General features: G+C 53.1%; 10 protein-coding genes and 1 pseudogene. 9 read left to right on the top strand and 2 right to left on the bottom strand.

The genetic code is table 11. The features are described 5' to 3' along the window. Window positions 1-172: 172 nt before the first annotated feature. The 9 genes and pseudogenes from Pr1d_RS21025 (at window position 173) to Pr1d_RS21065 (ending at window position 13581) form a co-directional block, all read left to right on the top strand. Entirely contained in the window at window positions 173-3613 is a 3441-nt protein-coding gene (locus Pr1d_RS21025) for a CotH kinase family protein (protein WP_148075364.1), read from the top strand. 359 nt (window positions 3614-3972) lie between these two features. Beyond that, window positions 3973-4206: pseudogene (locus Pr1d_RS21030) on the top strand (type II secretion system protein); the annotation flags it as partial. 397 nt (window positions 4207-4603) lie between these two features. Then, complete coding sequence (locus Pr1d_RS21035; protein ID WP_148075365.1) at window positions 4604-5170, top strand: hypothetical protein; 567 nt, start codon at window positions 4604-4606, stop codon at window positions 5168-5170. Between the two features lie 193 nt (window positions 5171-5363). After that, window positions 5364-6677 carry a beta-ketoacyl-[acyl-carrier-protein] synthase family protein gene (locus Pr1d_RS21040; RefSeq protein ID WP_148075366.1) on the top strand — a complete coding sequence of 438 codons (1314 nt, stop codon included), beginning with the start codon at window positions 5364-5366 and terminating at the stop codon, window positions 6675-6677. Window positions 6678-6997: 320 nt separating this feature from the next. Beyond that, entirely contained in the window at window positions 6998-8413 is a 1416-nt protein-coding gene (gene nusA / locus Pr1d_RS21045) for a transcription termination factor NusA (protein ID WP_148075367.1), read from the top strand. Window positions 8414-8586: 173 nt separating this feature from the next. After that, window positions 8587-11352, top strand: a complete 2766-nt coding sequence (gene infB, locus Pr1d_RS21050; RefSeq protein WP_148075368.1) for a translation initiation factor IF-2 — start codon at window positions 8587-8589, stop codon at window positions 11350-11352. 39 nt (window positions 11353-11391) lie between these two features. After that, window positions 11392-11799 carry a 30S ribosome-binding factor RbfA gene (gene rbfA / locus Pr1d_RS21055; protein WP_148075369.1) on the top strand — a complete coding sequence of 136 codons (408 nt, stop codon included), beginning with the start codon at window positions 11392-11394 and terminating at the stop codon, window positions 11797-11799. A gap of 58 nt (window positions 11800-11857) precedes the next feature. Next, window positions 11858-12769: a hypothetical protein gene (locus Pr1d_RS21060; protein WP_148075370.1), complete on the top strand. Its 912-nt coding sequence runs from the start codon at window positions 11858-11860 to the stop codon at window positions 12767-12769. A gap of 62 nt (window positions 12770-12831) precedes the next feature. Continuing rightward, a complete protein-coding gene (locus tag Pr1d_RS21065; RefSeq protein ID WP_148075371.1) occupies window positions 12832-13581 on the top strand; it encodes a YebC/PmpR family DNA-binding transcriptional regulator in 750 nt (249 codons plus the stop codon). Window positions 13582-13621: 40 nt separating this feature from the next. On the opposite strand, the gene Pr1d_RS21070 is transcribed toward Pr1d_RS21065, so the two are convergent. Together Pr1d_RS21070 and Pr1d_RS21075 are read right to left on the bottom strand one after the other, a co-directional pair. Continuing rightward, window positions 13622-15184: a multiheme c-type cytochrome gene (locus Pr1d_RS21070; protein WP_168205393.1), complete on the bottom strand. Its 1563-nt coding sequence runs from the start codon at window positions 15182-15184 to the stop codon at window positions 13622-13624. A gap of 114 nt (window positions 15185-15298) precedes the next feature. Next, window positions 15299-16480 (bottom strand): DUF1573 domain-containing protein, encoded by a 1182-nt coding sequence (locus Pr1d_RS21075; protein WP_148075373.1) that lies wholly within the window; start codon window positions 16478-16480, stop codon window positions 15299-15301. Window positions 16481-16548 lie beyond the last annotated feature (68 nt).

The raw sequence follows: 16548 nt of genomic DNA on the forward strand, positions 1-16548 counted from the left end.
ATTTAACTTCTCAACTCGTCTCAAATTCATTGATCTTGCGAACATCGCGTGATAGCCTGTTTAGATAGAGGCATTCTGATCGCATTTTTCCTTGTTCATCCTTTTACCGTTTCGGCATTTCGCGGGGATAGGGTGTAGCGGTACCCACAAGCATTTTCCCGAGACAGAGTAGATGGCAAATAGATCGCGTCGTAAGCTGACCTCACGTCTGAAGAGTCGATCCGCGCGCTTTGAGACTCTTGAATCGCGTAACATGCTCGCAGCCCAACCGATCTTGTCCGAGTTTCTGGCAAGTAATGATTCGTCGCTGAACGATGGATACGGCCAAGACAATGATTGGATCGAGATCTACAACGCTGGCGATGCAGCCGTCGATCTCCAGGGTTATTACCTCACAGATAATGCAGACAACTCTACCAAGTGGGAATTCACTGCTGAAACTATTCTTGGCTCGAGGGAGTATCTCGTTGTGTTTGCATCCGACCTGGATACGGTCGATCCTGCAGGTTATTGGCACACCAACTTCAAGCTCAGTGCGGGAGGAGAATACCTTGGGCTGGCCGACCCCAACGGCACCATCATCAGCGACCTCGGAATAAGTCTTTCAGGTGGAGAATACCCTCCTCAAGTAACCGATATCTCCTATGGATTGGCAGGGCCGGTTTCCCAATCGTTGCTCGCAGGAAACTATGGTCTGACCTATTTGGTTCCCACGAGTAATACTCTAGGCACCAGTTGGACGATGGTCGGATTCAATGCAACTTCGAACGGGTTTTCCAATGGAATCAATGGCGTTGGCTATGAACTCGCCGCGAGCAATGATTACGATCCTTACCTCAACACACATCTGATCAATTCCGATTCAGACCCTAAACCCACGACCGTATATATCCGCAATGAATTCAACGTTAATTCGGCAACCGATATCGAAGAATTGGTACTTTCACTTCGTTATGACGATGGTTTTGCGGTCTACCTGAACGGCACCTACTTGTTCGGAGAGAATGAACCGGCGACTCCGTTAGCCTATGATTCGATTGCAGTAGGAAGTCGAGCCGACAGCGAAGTTATTGAACCAGTCGCTTTTTCACTGAACAATTACCTCGACCTGTTGCAAAATGGCACGAACGTGCTTGCTATTCACGCGTTGAACAATTCCAACAGCAGCGACATGCTTATCACCGCCGAACTCACGGCTAAGGAAAGTAGTGTCGCAGAGGGCTCCATAGGCTACCTGACTCCTACACCGGGCTCATCGAATTCTCAAACGATCGATTTGGGACCAATTATCGATGATGTTGAATTCACTCCCACAAGTGGCACAGGAAACGACAATATCATCGTCACTGCTTCCATATCCCAGTCGGTCCATCCGGTAAATCTCGCTTCCCCCAAGTTCTATTACCGGATTGGGTTTGGCACCGAAGTGCAGGCAGCGTTCACGGACGATGGCCAAGGAAGTGACTTGCAGGCGGGTGACGGGGTTTATACAAGTCAGATTCCTGCTTCATCATTTTCCGAAGGCGACATGGTCCGCTGGTATATCACCGCCAGTGATACCCATGGAACAGAAACCCGCGCACCTCGCTTTAATGACCCCCTCGATTCGGCCGAATTTTTTGGAACCGTGATCCTCGATCCTACGGCCTCGACAGACATACCGGTACTGTACTGGTTTTTAGAAGACGAAGCAGCAGCGGAAACACGTGCCGGGACTCGCGCGTCCTTGTTCTTTGGTGGAGAGTTCTACGACAATATACAAGTTGACTTGCATGGGCAGTCGACAGCTGCTCCCGAGTTCCTGAAGCACTCTTTTGATTTCGACGCCAACTCAGGCGAGAAATTCGACATTGGTGATGACACCGGAAGGCATAGTGATTTCAACTTGCTCACCAACTATGCCGACCAGTCGAAGCTTCGTAACACACTGGCTTATGCTTCCTTTGCTGAAGCTGGTGGAGCCACCCATCTAGCCCAACCAGTATCAGTTCATCGCAATGGGCAGTTTTACGCCTTGTACGACCTCGTTGAAGAAGGTGACTCCGAATACCTAGAGAGATTAGGTCTCGATCCCCACGGAGCACTCTACAAAGTGAATAACGGGCTTACAAGTGCCTTGAATGAAGTCGACAAGATTACTCGCAACTATGAAAACCGCAGCGACTTTCAGGACGTATTAGACGCCAACTCACTTTCCGGTACGCAAGCTCGAACATGGTACTATGACAATTTAGATATTGCCGACATCGTCAACTATCTTGCTGTCCAAAATGTGATGGCGAACAGCGATTATGGCCACAAGAACATGTATTGGTATCGAGATTCGAACAATACAGAGCTCTGGCAAATCTTACCTTGGGACGTCGATCTCAGCTTTGGACACCGATGGGGAAATGCCAATCCACCATATTTCAATAACACCCTATTCACCAATATAGCACTGGATTTCAATTTTTCCGAGCAAGCCAACATTGTCCGGAACTTTGTCAACAACGATCTCGATCCTCGACTCACCGAGATGTATTTGCGTCGGGTTCTCAGTGTCTCTGATCAGTTATTAGGATCGACAGGCACTTCGGCTGCGTCGAGTTGGGCCTACCAACAGCTTGAACATTGGGACACTCTCACTGCCGATGAAGCGATCAATGACATGAACGAGTGGGGCATCCATCCAAACTACACCCACACACCAGCCCAAGCCGTCGATCAAATCCAGAACGACTTTATCGTTTCTCGCCGAAATCTTATCAATAGTTCTGTCGGGTCGCAAAGTAACGTGCAGGACATTTCGATTGGAGCGATCGAGTATGCCCCCGGTTCAGGGAACCAGGACGAAGAGTACATCGTCCTTACCAACAACAACCAAACCTATGCCACAGACCTTTCTGACTGGACGATCACAGGTGCGATCGAACATACTTTCAAACCTGGCACGGTGATTCCTGCCGGCGAATCTTTGTATCTAGTGGCAGACGTGCAAGGCTTCCAGGCCCGCAGTACGGGACCAAGGGGTGGTCAACAGCTCTTTACCCAGGGCAATTACACGGGAAGATTGGCCAACGGTGGCGGTGCTTTGGTACTTGCTAATTCGGCGGGGGCTCAAATCGACTCAGCCAGCTACATTGGCACGACCAACAACGGTGACTTTGATGGAGACGGCGACATTGATGGACGTGACTTCCTCGCTTGGCAACGCGGCTATGGAATCCAAAGCGGAGCCACACCAGCGGACGGCGATGCCGACGAAGACGGCAAAGTCGACAACCTCGACTTAGATCTCTGGGCAACGAACTACGGCACAACGCCTCTCTTAGCCACGGTCCAAACTTATAGCGGCATTTCTGAAAGCGTTGATCTTTCGGCTAGCGAACTTGCTTCCCTAGCCGCCTGGAATGTATCTCAGATGGACAATAACATGACAGATCCCATTGCCATCGAGGTAGCGTTGGAATCACTAGCAATCAGGCGAGAACCAATTCCTGCAAATCAACTTTTTCTGTCAACGAGTAGCACATCCGCACCTACCCACGAAGCACAATCTTCTAATAGCAGTGAAGATTCCTCTCTCTCCGCAGAATTGGTGGAATCCGCCTGGGATGATCTATTTGGCTAGTCCCACGCTTCTCAATATTCAACTACATGTGAAACATTCCTAGCGGAATATTGGCGGAGGCAAAAGCTGTCCCACTGCCGGGAACCCTATTATTGTTCTTAGTCGAGAGTCGTTGCCACTCGCCCTGATCCTGCAGTGTCTATGCCAGCAGAAGTAAATGCTCGATTATTGGACACTTTGGCCGAATAACGCATCTACCGTTGCACCCAGGTCACCCTGTTGAATAAAATGCAAGCATACGCAAAATTTCCGTGCTGGCGGGGCAAAACTTTTCCCCGCATGCCGGGTTGTAATGCCAGAGCCCCCGATCGCGTAATAGATGTCGTAGAGGGTCATTGGACGGAGAGACTTTGCAAGGTATGAAACACAGATTCGGCTTTACGCTCGTTGAACTTTTGGTGGTGATAGCCATCATCAGTGTGTTGGTAGGTTTGCTTCTTCCGGCAGTGCAAGCAGCGCGGGGCGCGGCGCGCAATACGCATTGCAAAAACAACCTCCGCCAGATTGGCTTGGCACTCACCCAATACTTGGACCGCAAAGGGGAACGGGGCAAGTTTCCTGAGGTGGCCAAGTTGCCTCGTACGCTGAACCCAACTGGTCTCCCCTCACTCTACGACGTGTTGGCCGATTTTTGCGAGCAGAACCGAGAGATTTTCCACTGCCCCAGCGATTATTTCCAGCACGATCCCGAATCTTCCGACACCGACGACGACGCCCTGCTCTCGCAGTATAATACCTACTTCGACCGCGAAGGTTTGAGCTACGAATATCCTTCCTTTGGCTTAGCCGGCAAGACACGTCCTGAAGTGCTCGATAGCAAGCTAGCTTATGGGGGAAGTAGCACGGTTTGGGTCGTTTATGATTTTGGTGCGTTTCATGGTTCGCCAGGCGAGGACGGCGCACGGAACTATGCCTATTTGGATGGTCATGTAGACGCGGTTGTCGTGCCCGAAGAATAGTTGTCCTCAAGAAATGACAGGGAGCATTGCGATGAACAAGAAACACGCGTTGATTGGTGCAGCGATATTCTTGGTGTTAGCTGCGATTGGATGGGGATTCTATAGTGCCAAAGATCCTGCTCTTGTTGAGTTAGAACAACTCCGGGATGAACAGTTTGCTATGCGGCGCGAACTCACAGAGGAACAACAGGAAGCCAACCGCCAGGTGTTTGGCGAAAAGATGAAAGGTCTGTCAGAAGAACAACGTCGCTCCTTTTTCGAGAGCAGCGCCCCGATCTTCATGAAGATGATGGAAGCGCGACTCGACCAATTCCTGGCAAAGACTCCGGAAGAGCAAAAAGCCGAACTGGACAAGAGAATCGATGAGATGCTGGCTCGCCAGAAGAGCGGAGGAGGCCAAGGTCGCAGTGGTCCTCCAGGTGTAGGCGATGGTAATAGTCCACCCACGCCTCAACAAATTGACCAATTCCGCAAGGGAATGCTCGATAAGACGACTCCCGAACAACGAGCCAAGTTCCAAACGACGATGCAAATGTACCAGAATCGGATGAAAGAACGCGGTATCGACCCCAAACAGGGCGGCGGCCGATTTTTCTAGAATCGCTTTGCCCGACGCTGCCTACCACACCCTCCCTAGCCGGACCCGCCACGCGGTCCGGGAGGGAACAAGACGCCGCGACACCCATACTATCCCGCAGAACGCGTGCCGGGGCCGGGTAGCCCTGACGACGTGAGACGGCTATCCTGGAGGATCGTTGTTTCTGCTTTCTCACCCGCTTTCTTTCGCTTGAATGAATTCCTCTGACTCACCACGTCGCGTTGTTATCACCGGTCTGGGACTGATCTCGCCACTGGGAAATACCGTCGACCAGATGCAGGGATCCCTTGCAAGCGGTCGCAGTGGCGTCGAACCACTCACGCTCTTGCCCCCCATCGAGGACCTTGTCACATTTGCGGGCGAATGCCGCGAATTTACTGGGGACATCGACAACTTTGGTCCGCTGGAAAAGGATGTCAAGAAAGCGATCCGCAAGGCCCTCAAAGTCATGTGCCGTGAAACGATGATGGCCATCGCCTCGGCACAGCAGGCGCTGGCCGATGCAAAGGTTTCTGATGTCGAACCTGAGCGGAGCGGCGTCTTGTTTGGTAGCGACTACATGCTGAGCCCGCCGGATGATTTTGTCGATGGCATGGTCAAGTGCGGTGCCCGAGAAGGAGAATTCCGCTATTCCGATTGGGGCAGCATGGGGTTGGAGCAAATGAGCCCGCTCTGGATGCTTAAGTTTCTGCCGAATATGCCGGGAAGCCACATTGCAATCATCAATGATCTGCGTGGGCCAAACAACTCCCTCACGATGCGCGAGACTTCGAGCCTGATGGCCGTGCGCGAAGCGGTGCATACGATCCAGCGCGGCCACGCCGATCTCATGCTTGCTGGGGCAACGGGTACACGAGTTCACTCTTTCAAAACGATCCACGCCATCCAGACTGAGCAACTGGCAAACAGCGAGTGTCCACCAGCCGAGGCCTCTCGCCCCTTCGATGCGAAGCGGAGCGGGATGGTGGTCGGCGAAGGTGCTGGGTCGATTGTGTTGGAAGAACTCGAGTCCGCTCGACAGCGTGGTGCCACGATTTACGGCGAGGTCCTCGGGACGGGCAGCAGTATCGTGACGGACACCCACTTGAAAGGCAACCGCTCCCAAGCTCTCGCCAACGCCATGCGCTCGGCGTTCGAATCGGCCAATCTCACGGCCGACCAATGTGGGCACATCAACGCCCATGGCTTAGCGACCACCGCAGCTGATGCCGAAGAAGCTACCGCCATCGGCGAGGTTTTCGGCAAGGCAGCAGAATCTGTCCCTGTCGTAGCAGCCAAGAGCTACTTCGGCAATCTGGGGGCTGGCAGTGGCATGGTGGAACTGATCGCCAGCACACTTGCCCTCACGAGCGGCAGACTGTTTGCCACACTCAACTATACCAACCCCGATCCGGCCTGCCCGCTAAATTTATCGGCAGACGGTGATCGCCCCGCGGGGAGCAGTTTCTTAAAGCTCAGCGTTACCCCGCAGGCACAAGCCGCGGCAGTGCTAATAGCGCGGGTGTAGTTCCTGAAGAGACAGCTAGAATGGCTGCCGCAGGTAATACTCGTCGCGGTAAAAGACTCCTGCGGTTCCCAGTTGACCCGTTTCAGCCGGTTGACACTGCATTTGGGTAGGTTATCATTACGGGATTACAAACTGCGCTAAGTCCCTTTGGTAAAAGGGTTTTGGTCAAGCCGACTGCTCACCGACAGGCGGCGCCGCTTGAAGTGCGGCCAGTCTGGGCTGGGTTATTCCCAAGCTAGACTTGCCCAATAAATCGAAAACAATCCGAACAACCTGGTTGCCTGGCGGTGGGCGAAATACGCCGCGGAGAATGAACAAACATGAATGCTGGCGAAGTACTGAGAATTGTCGATGCGATCCATCGAGACAAAAACATTGAGAAAAATATTGTCTTCGAGGGGATCGAGGCCGCACTCGTATCGGCAGCGAAAAAATATTACGGAGAAGAAGCGGATGTCATAGTGCAAATCGACCGCGAAAGCGGTGCGATCTCTGCGACTTGCGATGGCGAACCCCTCGATTCTGAGGAAACTGTTGGCCGAATTGGGGCCCAAACTGCCAAGCAGGTGATGATCCAGAAGATCCGCGAAGCCGAACGGGATGCCCTCTTCGATGAGTACAGCGATCTGATTGGCGAGATGGTCAGCGGAGTTGTGCAGCGTTATGAAGGGGGTGCCGCAACCGTCACGCTCACGAACGTCGAGGCGATCCTCCCCCGTAGCGAACAGATTCCCGGCGAAACCCACCATGTGAACGAACGTGTGCGGGCCACCGTCTTTGAGGTTCGCAAGAGTGGCAGCCGCATCAAAGTGATTCTCAGTCGCGCTCGGCCCCATTTGGTGCAACGGTTGTTCGAACAAGAAATTCCCGAGATTATCGACAGTGTGATTGAGATTCGTGCGATCTCACGTGAACCGGGCTATCGTTCAAAAGTTGCCGTGTCGAGCAGCGACCAGCGGGTCGATTGCGTCGGAGCCTGTGTCGGCGTGCGAGGCAACCGCATCAAGAACATTGTCGATGAACTGGGTGGAGAACGCATCGACATCGTCCGCTGGGACGACAACCTCGAAGTGCTGATCCCCAACGCCCTTCAGCCAGCGGAAGTCGAGCAGGTGATTCTCTGCCGCATGTTAGGCCGGGCGATTGTCTTGGTCCGTGAAGACCAATTGTCGCTGGCGATTGGTCGCCGAGGTCAGAATGTACGCTTGGCAAGCAAGCTCTCGGGCTGGGACATTGAAATCATGACTCAAGATGAGCTGGCTGAGTCCATTGACCGTGCCGTCCAGGGATACAGTTCCATCGAGGGGGTCACACAAGAGTTGGCCGAACGTTTGGTGGAAGAGGGCTTCTTGAGCTACGACGACCTTTCGATCATCGAACCCGATGCCTTGATGGAAATGGGGGGAATGACCGAAGAACAAGTCGACGTGATTGTCGAACAAGCCGAAGCACGGGCTGAAGAAGCCGAAGCAGCGGCAGCGGCAGCGAGACGGCAAAAACGTGAAGAAGACCGCATCGCAGCAGCAACCGCTATGGAAGAAGAAGCCGAAGCAGCTCGCAAAGAAGAGGAAGCCAAGGCTGAAACTGAGGCCACGGAGGAGTCGGAGCCCGTCTCGGTAGAGTCTGGCTCGATAGAACCTGCCGGGGAAGAAAGTGACGCCGACATTGAGGAGGCAGCTCCCGTCGAGAATGCCTCAAACGACGAATCTCCCGAACCCGCAAAAGGTCCGGAGTAGTTTTATTTCCCTGATGGTCTGAATGACTACCCATAGTCAGCGGCCTGATGGAAGTCACGGTATGAGGAGGAAAATACTCATGGTTTCCTAAGTTTTTTTACATTAACCGCGAGCGTTGAAAAAATGCAATCACAGAAACTGCAACCCACTGAGCTCGCACGGAGAAATTGATTTTGGCGGTCCGCATTTATTCATTAGCGAAGGAATTGAAATTAGACAGCAAGGAGCTCGTCGATGTTTGCGCACGACTAGGCATCCGAGGAAAAGGCTCCGCGCTGGCTAGCCTGTCAGACGAGGAAGTCTCCAAACTTAAGGAGCACTTCCAAGGCTCTGGCACCCCGTCTGCACCGCAAGGGACTCCAACAGCACCCGCACCTGAACGGCCCAAGGAACCGGTGCGTGAAGGCAAAATGCCTGTTCTCAATACTCCCCGACCAGCATCCCCTTTGGCGGGCTTGCGCAAAAAACGTGAAGAGGCAGCGGCCTCGGTGGAAGAGCCCTCCGCCACCTCCAACGAACCTCACGCTGAACCTGCCGCAGCGCCGATGGAGATGTCCGAAGAAGGCCATGGGCCACTGGCCAACGTGATGCGGCGAGACGACTACATTGGTCCCGGGAATGTCGGAGGGAAGCTTCCCACGATTGCTCCTGGCGGAAAAGACAAAGAACGGAGCCGTGATTCGAAGCAAACGGGATCCACTCCCCAACGCGGCCGACCTGCCATCAAACTTGCTCCAATACCAATCACTGAGAAGCCTCCCAGTAGTGCGACCAAGAAGGATGAGGCGATTCAGAAGCCAGACCTTCGGCTGCCGGCCGAAGCCCTGCGGCCTGGAAAAACAAGTGGAAAGCCCCTATCGGCTCACTTGAAGCGGCATGAAGATACCTTGGATGCCAAGAAACGCGGCAAAGACAAGGAAATGCTCATTCCTGGTGAAGAAATACCTGCTTCCGGCAAGGGTCGTCGAGGCAAGGCCAAGGGTGGTGCAGACAAAGATGATGCTCCCATGCTCGGAGGACGTGAGCAACGTCAACTCAGTCGGCAACGTCATACTTTGAGGGATCGCGAAGGAAGCGACGAGTATCGACCCCGCCGCTCTTTGCGCCGGCCACGCCGCACCGGCGTGAGTACCGCGGCCCCTCGTAAGGACAAAGTCTCCTTGCAACTACCTTGCACCGTGCGTGAATTCTCAGAAGCAGCCGGTGTTCCCGCCAGTCAAGTTTTGCGAATCCTCATGGAAGAAGGAGTCATGGCTACGATGAACGCCTTGATCGACGACGATTTGACGGAGTTGATCGCCGCCGAACTCGGAGTCAATCTCGAATTGAAAGAAGCGGTCAGCGTCGAAGACGAATTGCTGGCCAGTATTCGCGACCGACAAGACGACGAAGCCGATCTGGTTTCGCGCCCACCGGTCATTACCTTCCTGGGCCACGTCGACCACGGCAAGACCTCACTGCTGGACCGCATTATCGATATTGATGTGGTCAGCGGAGAAAGTGGTGGCATCACGCAACACATTCGGGCCTACACAATCGAAAAAGACGGCCGACGAATTTCGTTCGTCGATACTCCAGGCCATGAAGCATTTACGGAAATGCGTGCTCGTGGAGCCAATGTGACCGATATCGCCGTATTAGTCGTTGCAGCGGACGATGGTGTGATGCCTCAGACAGAGGAGGCTATCAGCCACGCCCAAGCAGCTGAGGTGCCGATTGTCGTCGCCCTAAACAAGACGGATCTTCCTGGGGTGGACCTCAACCGCGCCATGCAGGGCCTTTCTACGAATGGCTTGCTCCCCAGTGAATGGGGCGGAGATGTGGAAGTAGTTAAGACTAGCGCGATTACTGGAGATGGACTCGACGAACTCCTAGACACGGTACTCACGGTTGCCGAACTGCACGAATACAAAGCCAATCCAAATCGCCAAGCGATGGGCACATGCCTTGAAGCCCAACAGGAACCTGGTCGGGGTGTCGTCGCAAAAATTATTGTTCAGAATGGCACTCTTAGGGTGGGCGATGTCATCGTCTGTGGGCAATCCTACGGTCGCGTCAAAGCCATGTACGATACCTTGCTACCCAATCAACGCTATGAAGAGGCGGGGCCCAGCACGCCGGTGAACGTCACTGGATTCGACACGGCTCCTGGTGCCGGCGAGCATTTTTATGTTCTCGACGATATTGCCGATGCGCGTACCATCGCCGAATCACGTTCCGATTCGCATCGTAAGACCGCCTTGAGCGGAGGGGTTCAACACGTCACCCTCGAAACCCTGTTTGATCGCCTCGAAGGAGCTAACGAAGTCCAAACGCTCAATATCATACTGCGGGCAGACGTCCGCGGGTCGATCGAAGCGATTCAGAAAGAACTCGGCAAACTGGATCATCCGGAAGTAAAAATCAAATTGCTTCAAGCCTCCGTGGGAGGGGTCACTGAAGCCGACGTCACTCTGGCCGATGCCTCCGATGCGATTATTATCGGTTTCAATGTGATCGCGGACGAAAACGCTCGGGCTTTGGCCGAACAACGTGGTGTTCAGGTTCGACGGTACGAAATCATTTATAAAATCACCGAAGATATCAAGGCAGCCCTTGAGGGTCTTCTCAAACCGGAAGAACGGGAAGTTGACCTGGGCCGGGCTTTAGTTCAGCAGACCTACAAGATCAGCCGCGTCGGCACGATTGCAGGTTGCCGTGTTTTGTCAGGCTCAATTGCCCGCAATGGGCGAGCGCGAATCATCCGCGACAATACCATCATCGGCGACTACCCCATCGATACGCTCAAACGTGAGAAGTCCGATGCGAAAGAAGTGCGTGAGGGCTTGGAATGTGGCATTAAGTTGTCAGGTTTCAACGACGTCAAGGAAGGCGATCTCTTCGAAGTCTATAAGGTCGAAGAAGTGGGCCGTACCTTCGAGGAGTCGTTAGAATCGTAGTCAGCGAGTGCGAAAGAAACTGATACGAAAGAAACTTGCATGACTTCCAGACGAGTATTGAAAGCGGCGGAGGCTGTCCGAGAGGTGGTCAGTATGGCGATCCTGACCGATCTGCACGATCCTCGGATCCAAGGTGTGACGGTGACGTTTGTCGAGGTATCTCCAGATATGCGGGTTGCCAAGGTCCATGTATCGGTGATGGGTGATGAAGCGGCCCAGAATCTCTGCCTCAAAGGTCTGCAAAGTTCAGCAGGATATTTGCAGCAGAAAGTATCGAAAAGAATCGATACTCGGTACACACCTGTCATTCGCTTTGAGCTAGATATGGGAGTAAAGAAATCGATTGCCCTTGCCAAGATGCTTGGCGATGTGCTCCCCAAGGATGATGCTCCTGAATCAGATGACACAGCTGGTCAAGATGACGATTCACTTCACGAAGACATTTAAACATTTTTTGGCAATTCTAACTAACATCCTTTCCTTTTTTGGCTAAGAAACGCAATCAATGGCAAGCAATAATCGCGCAGCACAAATCAATAAAGTCTTGAAGGTCGTCAAGAAGACCTATAAACCCGTCGAGCCCGTCGCTGATCGAACGGTATTGGAGCATCTCGTATTCGCGTGCTGCTTGGAAAACTCGCTGCACGAAGACGCAGAAAAAGTATTTGCAGCGCTCAAGAACGATTACTTCGACTGGAACGAGGTGCGTGTTTCTTCCGTGCGAGAATTGAGCGAACTCGTCAAACCACTCAACGATGCCGAAGAAGCTGCTACTCGCCTGAAGCGGGTCTTGCAGAGTGTATTCGAAACGCTCTATTCCTATGACTTGGAACCTCTTAAAAAGCAAAACATCGGGCAATCCATCAAGCAATTAGAGAACTTCCATGGGACGACTCCCTTCACAGTCTCCTATGTGACACAAAACGGGCTGGGGGGTCATTCGATTCCCATCAATCAAGGTTTGCTTGAAGCCATGCATGTCGTGGAAGTCATTTCCGATGCGGAAGCAGCCAAGAGATCCGTTCCCGGTTTGGAACGAGCGATCCCCAAGACAAAGGGAACGGAGGTCGGGACGCTGCTACATCAGTTGGGGGTGGAACTCCACCGCAGTCCTTATGGCCCCACGATTCGCAAGATTCTCTTAGAAATCGACCCGAGTTGCAAAGACCGACTTCCCAAACGCCAGACGAAAAAGGCTGAAGCAGCGAACGAGAAAAAGTCCGCTGGCAATTCAAAGGATGAGAGAAAAAAGAAGTCTTCCTCCAAAGAACCGGCTGCCGAACCAGTTAAGAAAAAGAAGTCTAGCAAGAAAGCGAGCATTGCCAAGAAGGCTGCTCCAAAGAAGAAAAAGAAGACCGCGGGCAGGGTTGCCAAGAAAACCTCGAACAAAAAGCTCACGAAGAAGAAACCTCGGTAGAAGATATTCCGTCTGATGCGTTGCATCACGGCTGCAAGTCCCACCTCGAAACCTGACTGACTATGGCTGGCCATTCTCATTGGGCGAATATCGCCCACAAAAAATCGGTCATCGACGCCAAGCGTGGCAAAGTTTGGAGCAAGCTCTCCAAGGCAATCATTGTCGCAGCCCGTGACGGGGGCGGAGACCCAGGGATGAATCTGCGTTTGCGTTATGCGATCAATGATGCCAAAGCCATTAGCATGCCCAAGGACAATATCGAACGGGCCATCAAGAAAGGCACCGGCGAGCTGGAAGGGGGCAGCCTCGACTCGGTGTTGTACGAGGGTTACGGTCCCGGCGGGGTAGCTGTCCTTTGCGAGATCCTCACCGACAACCGCAATCGCACCGCCCCCGAAGTACGAAAGATTTTTGAGGTAGCCGGTGGCAAGTTGGGTGCAACCGGTTGCGTGGCCTGGATGTTCGATCGTAAAGGACTGCTGGTAATTGAAAGAGATCAAACCGACGAAGAATCACTCCTGGAGCTTGCCATCGAGGCAGGAGCCGAAGATGTGAAAATCTTTGACGACAGCTACGAAGTGATCTCCGATCCCGATGCTTTCGGTGCGGTGTGCGAAGCCATCGACACGGCAGACATTGCCACGCAATCCCGCGAGATTACACGCATCCCTCAAGACACAGTCGATCTAGATGTGGAGACAGCCCGCTCGGTATTGAAAATGATGGAAGCGCTCGACGATCACGATGACGTGCAAAACGTTTCCGCGAATTTTAACATCCCTGACGAAGCGATGGCGCAGTTGGAGGAGTAGGTCCCACTGGTCGCTGAAACGACTAGTCCATCGGGGGAGTTCATTCTTTTCCGTAGTGCTCGACCTGAGGCCAGTATTCTTGGAAGTCAAAGTCAGGGCTATTGTCCAGGTCATGACATTCGAGGCACTTATTGACAACCGCACCAACAACTTGCGGTGGTGTCTGACCGCTGATATTCCCTTCATTTTCGACAATCTTCATCCTCAGTGCGGCTCGTAAGCTTTCAATCTCTTCGTCACTGAGTGTCTCCTCGCCCGACTCCGCCGCTACATGTGCTGCAGCGGGGCCGTGGCAGTTCTCACAGCCATTGCCTGTCATCAACGGCGTTTGTTTGAGTCCCACAAAACCCGATTCGTAAGGGAAATACTCCTGCGGATTCCAGCCAGTAACGTGACAACTCAGACACTCCGGATCAAATTGCCGGGGAGGATCCAGATTCACCAGTGTCTCGGTCGCATGAGCATGAGGTGTATTGAGAAACACCTCCGTCGCTTCCGTATGACAATCTGCACAGGCCGCACTCCCAGCAAAAGAATCTTCCGGGTGGCGGATGCCGGTGAGCCCCAAACCAGCAAGCGTGGTCGTTTCCAATTCTTTTTGATACTCCACGAGTAATTCTTGCATGGCGGGCGAGTCTTCAAAGCGGTGATCGAGGGGTACGCGCTGGTATCGTAGCGGGTACTCAGGATCGTCGTAGACTCCCAGAGCGATCACATATTGCCCTTTCTGGCCAGTTTCAATCAAGTAAGAATTCGCTCCTTCTATCGGACGTGAACGGGGAGGAGGAGTTTCAGCTCCCCCAGTGGTGCCGACCAGATCGAACACCGGAAACTGGCGGGCCAATTCAGTCGCCTCGTCTGGTTCGCCATGCACCAAGAGAACATTCAAATCACAGTTTTGAGCTTCCAGTTGGGGGATCACATCCCGAAGCGATTCAACGGGGTCAAGTATGGCAATTTCTTCATTCCCCTCGAGAAGTGTTCGGGCTTTGGCTCCCAAGACGGCTGTTACTCCAATTTTTTTCCCTCCTGCATCCACTATCTTGAATGGCTGCGCCATCCCGAATAAATCGACGTTGGCCGAGACCAGTGGATTGTTATCTGGATCCAAATTGGCGAGCACAAAGAGTATCGCTTCGCTCGACAGCTGCAAGTCTTTGAGGCCGAATGTTACAACGGCATAGCCCATATCAATCAGCGAGCGAAGTGCATAGCGGTACTTCATCTCCGCTTGGGAGCCCGTGCGGCGAACTTCCCCCCCCATGTCCAGGGCCACCGGATTCCAACCATCGGCGGCAAGCTGCTTGAGAAACGTGTGCCTGCGCTTCATGCCACCTTTCTGATTGTCGAGTCCTGCACAACCACAGGGTTCCAGATAACCGTCCGTATCACCCGAGAATACCAGCGTGAATTCTGGCTTAGGCCAATCGACAAATATCCGATCGTTCTTTTTAATGGCATCGGCAATCTCTGCCGCCCGATCTGGGAATTTCCCGTGTTCTGCAGACCGGATTCCGCTGGAAAAAGCAATCCCTATTACCACCGCTAAAACGAGAACAGAGAGACCGAGAAATGGGTGCCTCTTCCGAAAATGTTCCGCCATGAACTCCATGATCACTCACTGCCTGCTCGGTAAATTGTCCAAAAACCAAAGGTCGTAGAAAATCGTAGCCTCTAAACACTCCAAAGGCCAGAACAGTTACGCGCCACGAACGAATTACTCGACCGAAAACCGTACTTTTAGTCGTACTTCGGAGGTGGCGGGGTGGGTGGAATCGAGCACGATGAGCCCATCGCCGTGGCCCGACTCCTCGTCTTCGCCGACTTTACTCATCCGTACCATGGGACGCGTGCCACGTGGGATTTCGACGAACAGCGGAAAATGGACCAGTTTCTCACCCATTTGCTTAGCATCACCAAGCGTCACCTTTAGCTCCTCGGGATCGACGCTAGCAACAGAAAGCTGCGTATCACGAGCATGGTCACCACGAACTGCCACGAGCAGTCGGATCTTCTTTCCTGTCTTGCCATCAACCGAGCCGAACTGCAGGAGGTTCTGAGTAGCGATCCAACCAGGTCCGAAAACCGAGATATCGCCCACGACGTTGCCTGTGAGGGGGACAGTAAGTTTCTCCGCTCGCGGAAGATTTGTCTCCAATGTGAGCCAATCAAAAAATGGCCCTTGAGTCTTTCCCGCTCGGAAAGCAGCAGTTATTTCCACAGCACTCAGCGCCGAGAGCGCCTTCAATTCTGCTTCGTCAACGGGGGAGACGCTAATGCTAACGTGTTTGGCTATCTCAGGATTGCTCAACTCGTGCTGAAGCACCTGGGCATCCTCCTCAATGCTGGATACCAAGTAGCAGAATACCTCCTTCGATTCGCCTGCCTGGATTGTACCGAACAGCAATTCAGGAGGCTGAAGTGCGGTCGACTCAACAACTTCTCCTTCGACAACAAGTTCTATTCGAGAGTGACGTGGATCATTCGTTTCAAGTGTCGCACCATGGCGAAATGGTCCCGGGGGCGTTTTAGCGGTCCACTCCAGGACGATATCGGTTTCCTCTCCCGGTGGTATGTCGTTCTCAGACAGATCGCCGACGGTACACTTGCAGGTCGTGCTGGCAACCTCCACATGAAGTGGCTTGTCCCCAGTATTCTTAATCTTGAACGCATGACTCATCGAAGAGGCACGTTCCATGCGATTGAAATTAAAAGTAGTTTCGGGAACTTCGGCGACTGGCCCCTTCAAAGAGGATGGCGACTCAGGTTGCTCGGCACCAACAGTGGACGGGTTCTTGGAAGGACCCTCAGGAAGCCGACCCTCGAGATATCCAAGCGCAGCTCCTAACCCGATTCCGCTTACAACGGCAAACAAGACTACGCCAAAAACGCTTTTCATATTCGGCCCCTACAATTTGGCATCCCTATTCAACTTGACTCCATTGTAGGGCGGAACAAAGGACGTCG

Origin of the sequence: Bythopirellula goksoeyrii (assembly GCF_008065115.1) — a bacterium.
In the GTDB taxonomy this organism is placed as follows: Bacteria; Planctomycetota; Planctomycetia; order Pirellulales; family Lacipirellulaceae; genus Bythopirellula; species Bythopirellula goksoeyrii.

What these genes read in the sequence shown, in the direction of transcription:
- Pr1d_RS21065 (WP_148075371.1), top strand. Translation starts at nt 12,832, where the DNA reads ATGGCTGGCCATTCTCATTGGGCGAATATCGCCCACAAAAAATCGGTC.
- Pr1d_RS21025 (WP_148075364.1), top strand. Translation starts at nt 173, where the DNA reads ATGGCAAATAGATCGCGTCGTAAGCTGACCTCACGTCTGAAGAGTCGA.
- Pr1d_RS21075 (WP_148075373.1), bottom strand. Translation starts at nt 16,480, where the DNA reads ATGAAAAGCGTTTTTGGCGTAGTCTTGTTTGCCGTTGTAAGCGGAATC.
- Pr1d_RS21035 (WP_148075365.1), top strand. Translation starts at nt 4,604, where the DNA reads ATGAACAAGAAACACGCGTTGATTGGTGCAGCGATATTCTTGGTGTTA.
- Pr1d_RS21060 (WP_148075370.1), top strand. Translation starts at nt 11,858, where the DNA reads ATGGCAAGCAATAATCGCGCAGCACAAATCAATAAAGTCTTGAAGGTC.
- nusA (WP_148075367.1), top strand. Translation starts at nt 6,998, where the DNA reads ATGAATGCTGGCGAAGTACTGAGAATTGTCGATGCGATCCATCGAGAC.
- Pr1d_RS21070 (WP_168205393.1), bottom strand. Translation starts at nt 15,184, where the DNA reads ATGGCGGAACATTTTCGGAAGAGGCACCCATTTCTCGGTCTCTCTGTT.
- Pr1d_RS21040 (WP_148075366.1), top strand. Translation starts at nt 5,364, where the DNA reads ATGAATTCCTCTGACTCACCACGTCGCGTTGTTATCACCGGTCTGGGA.
- rbfA (WP_148075369.1), top strand. Translation starts at nt 11,392, where the DNA reads ATGACTTCCAGACGAGTATTGAAAGCGGCGGAGGCTGTCCGAGAGGTG.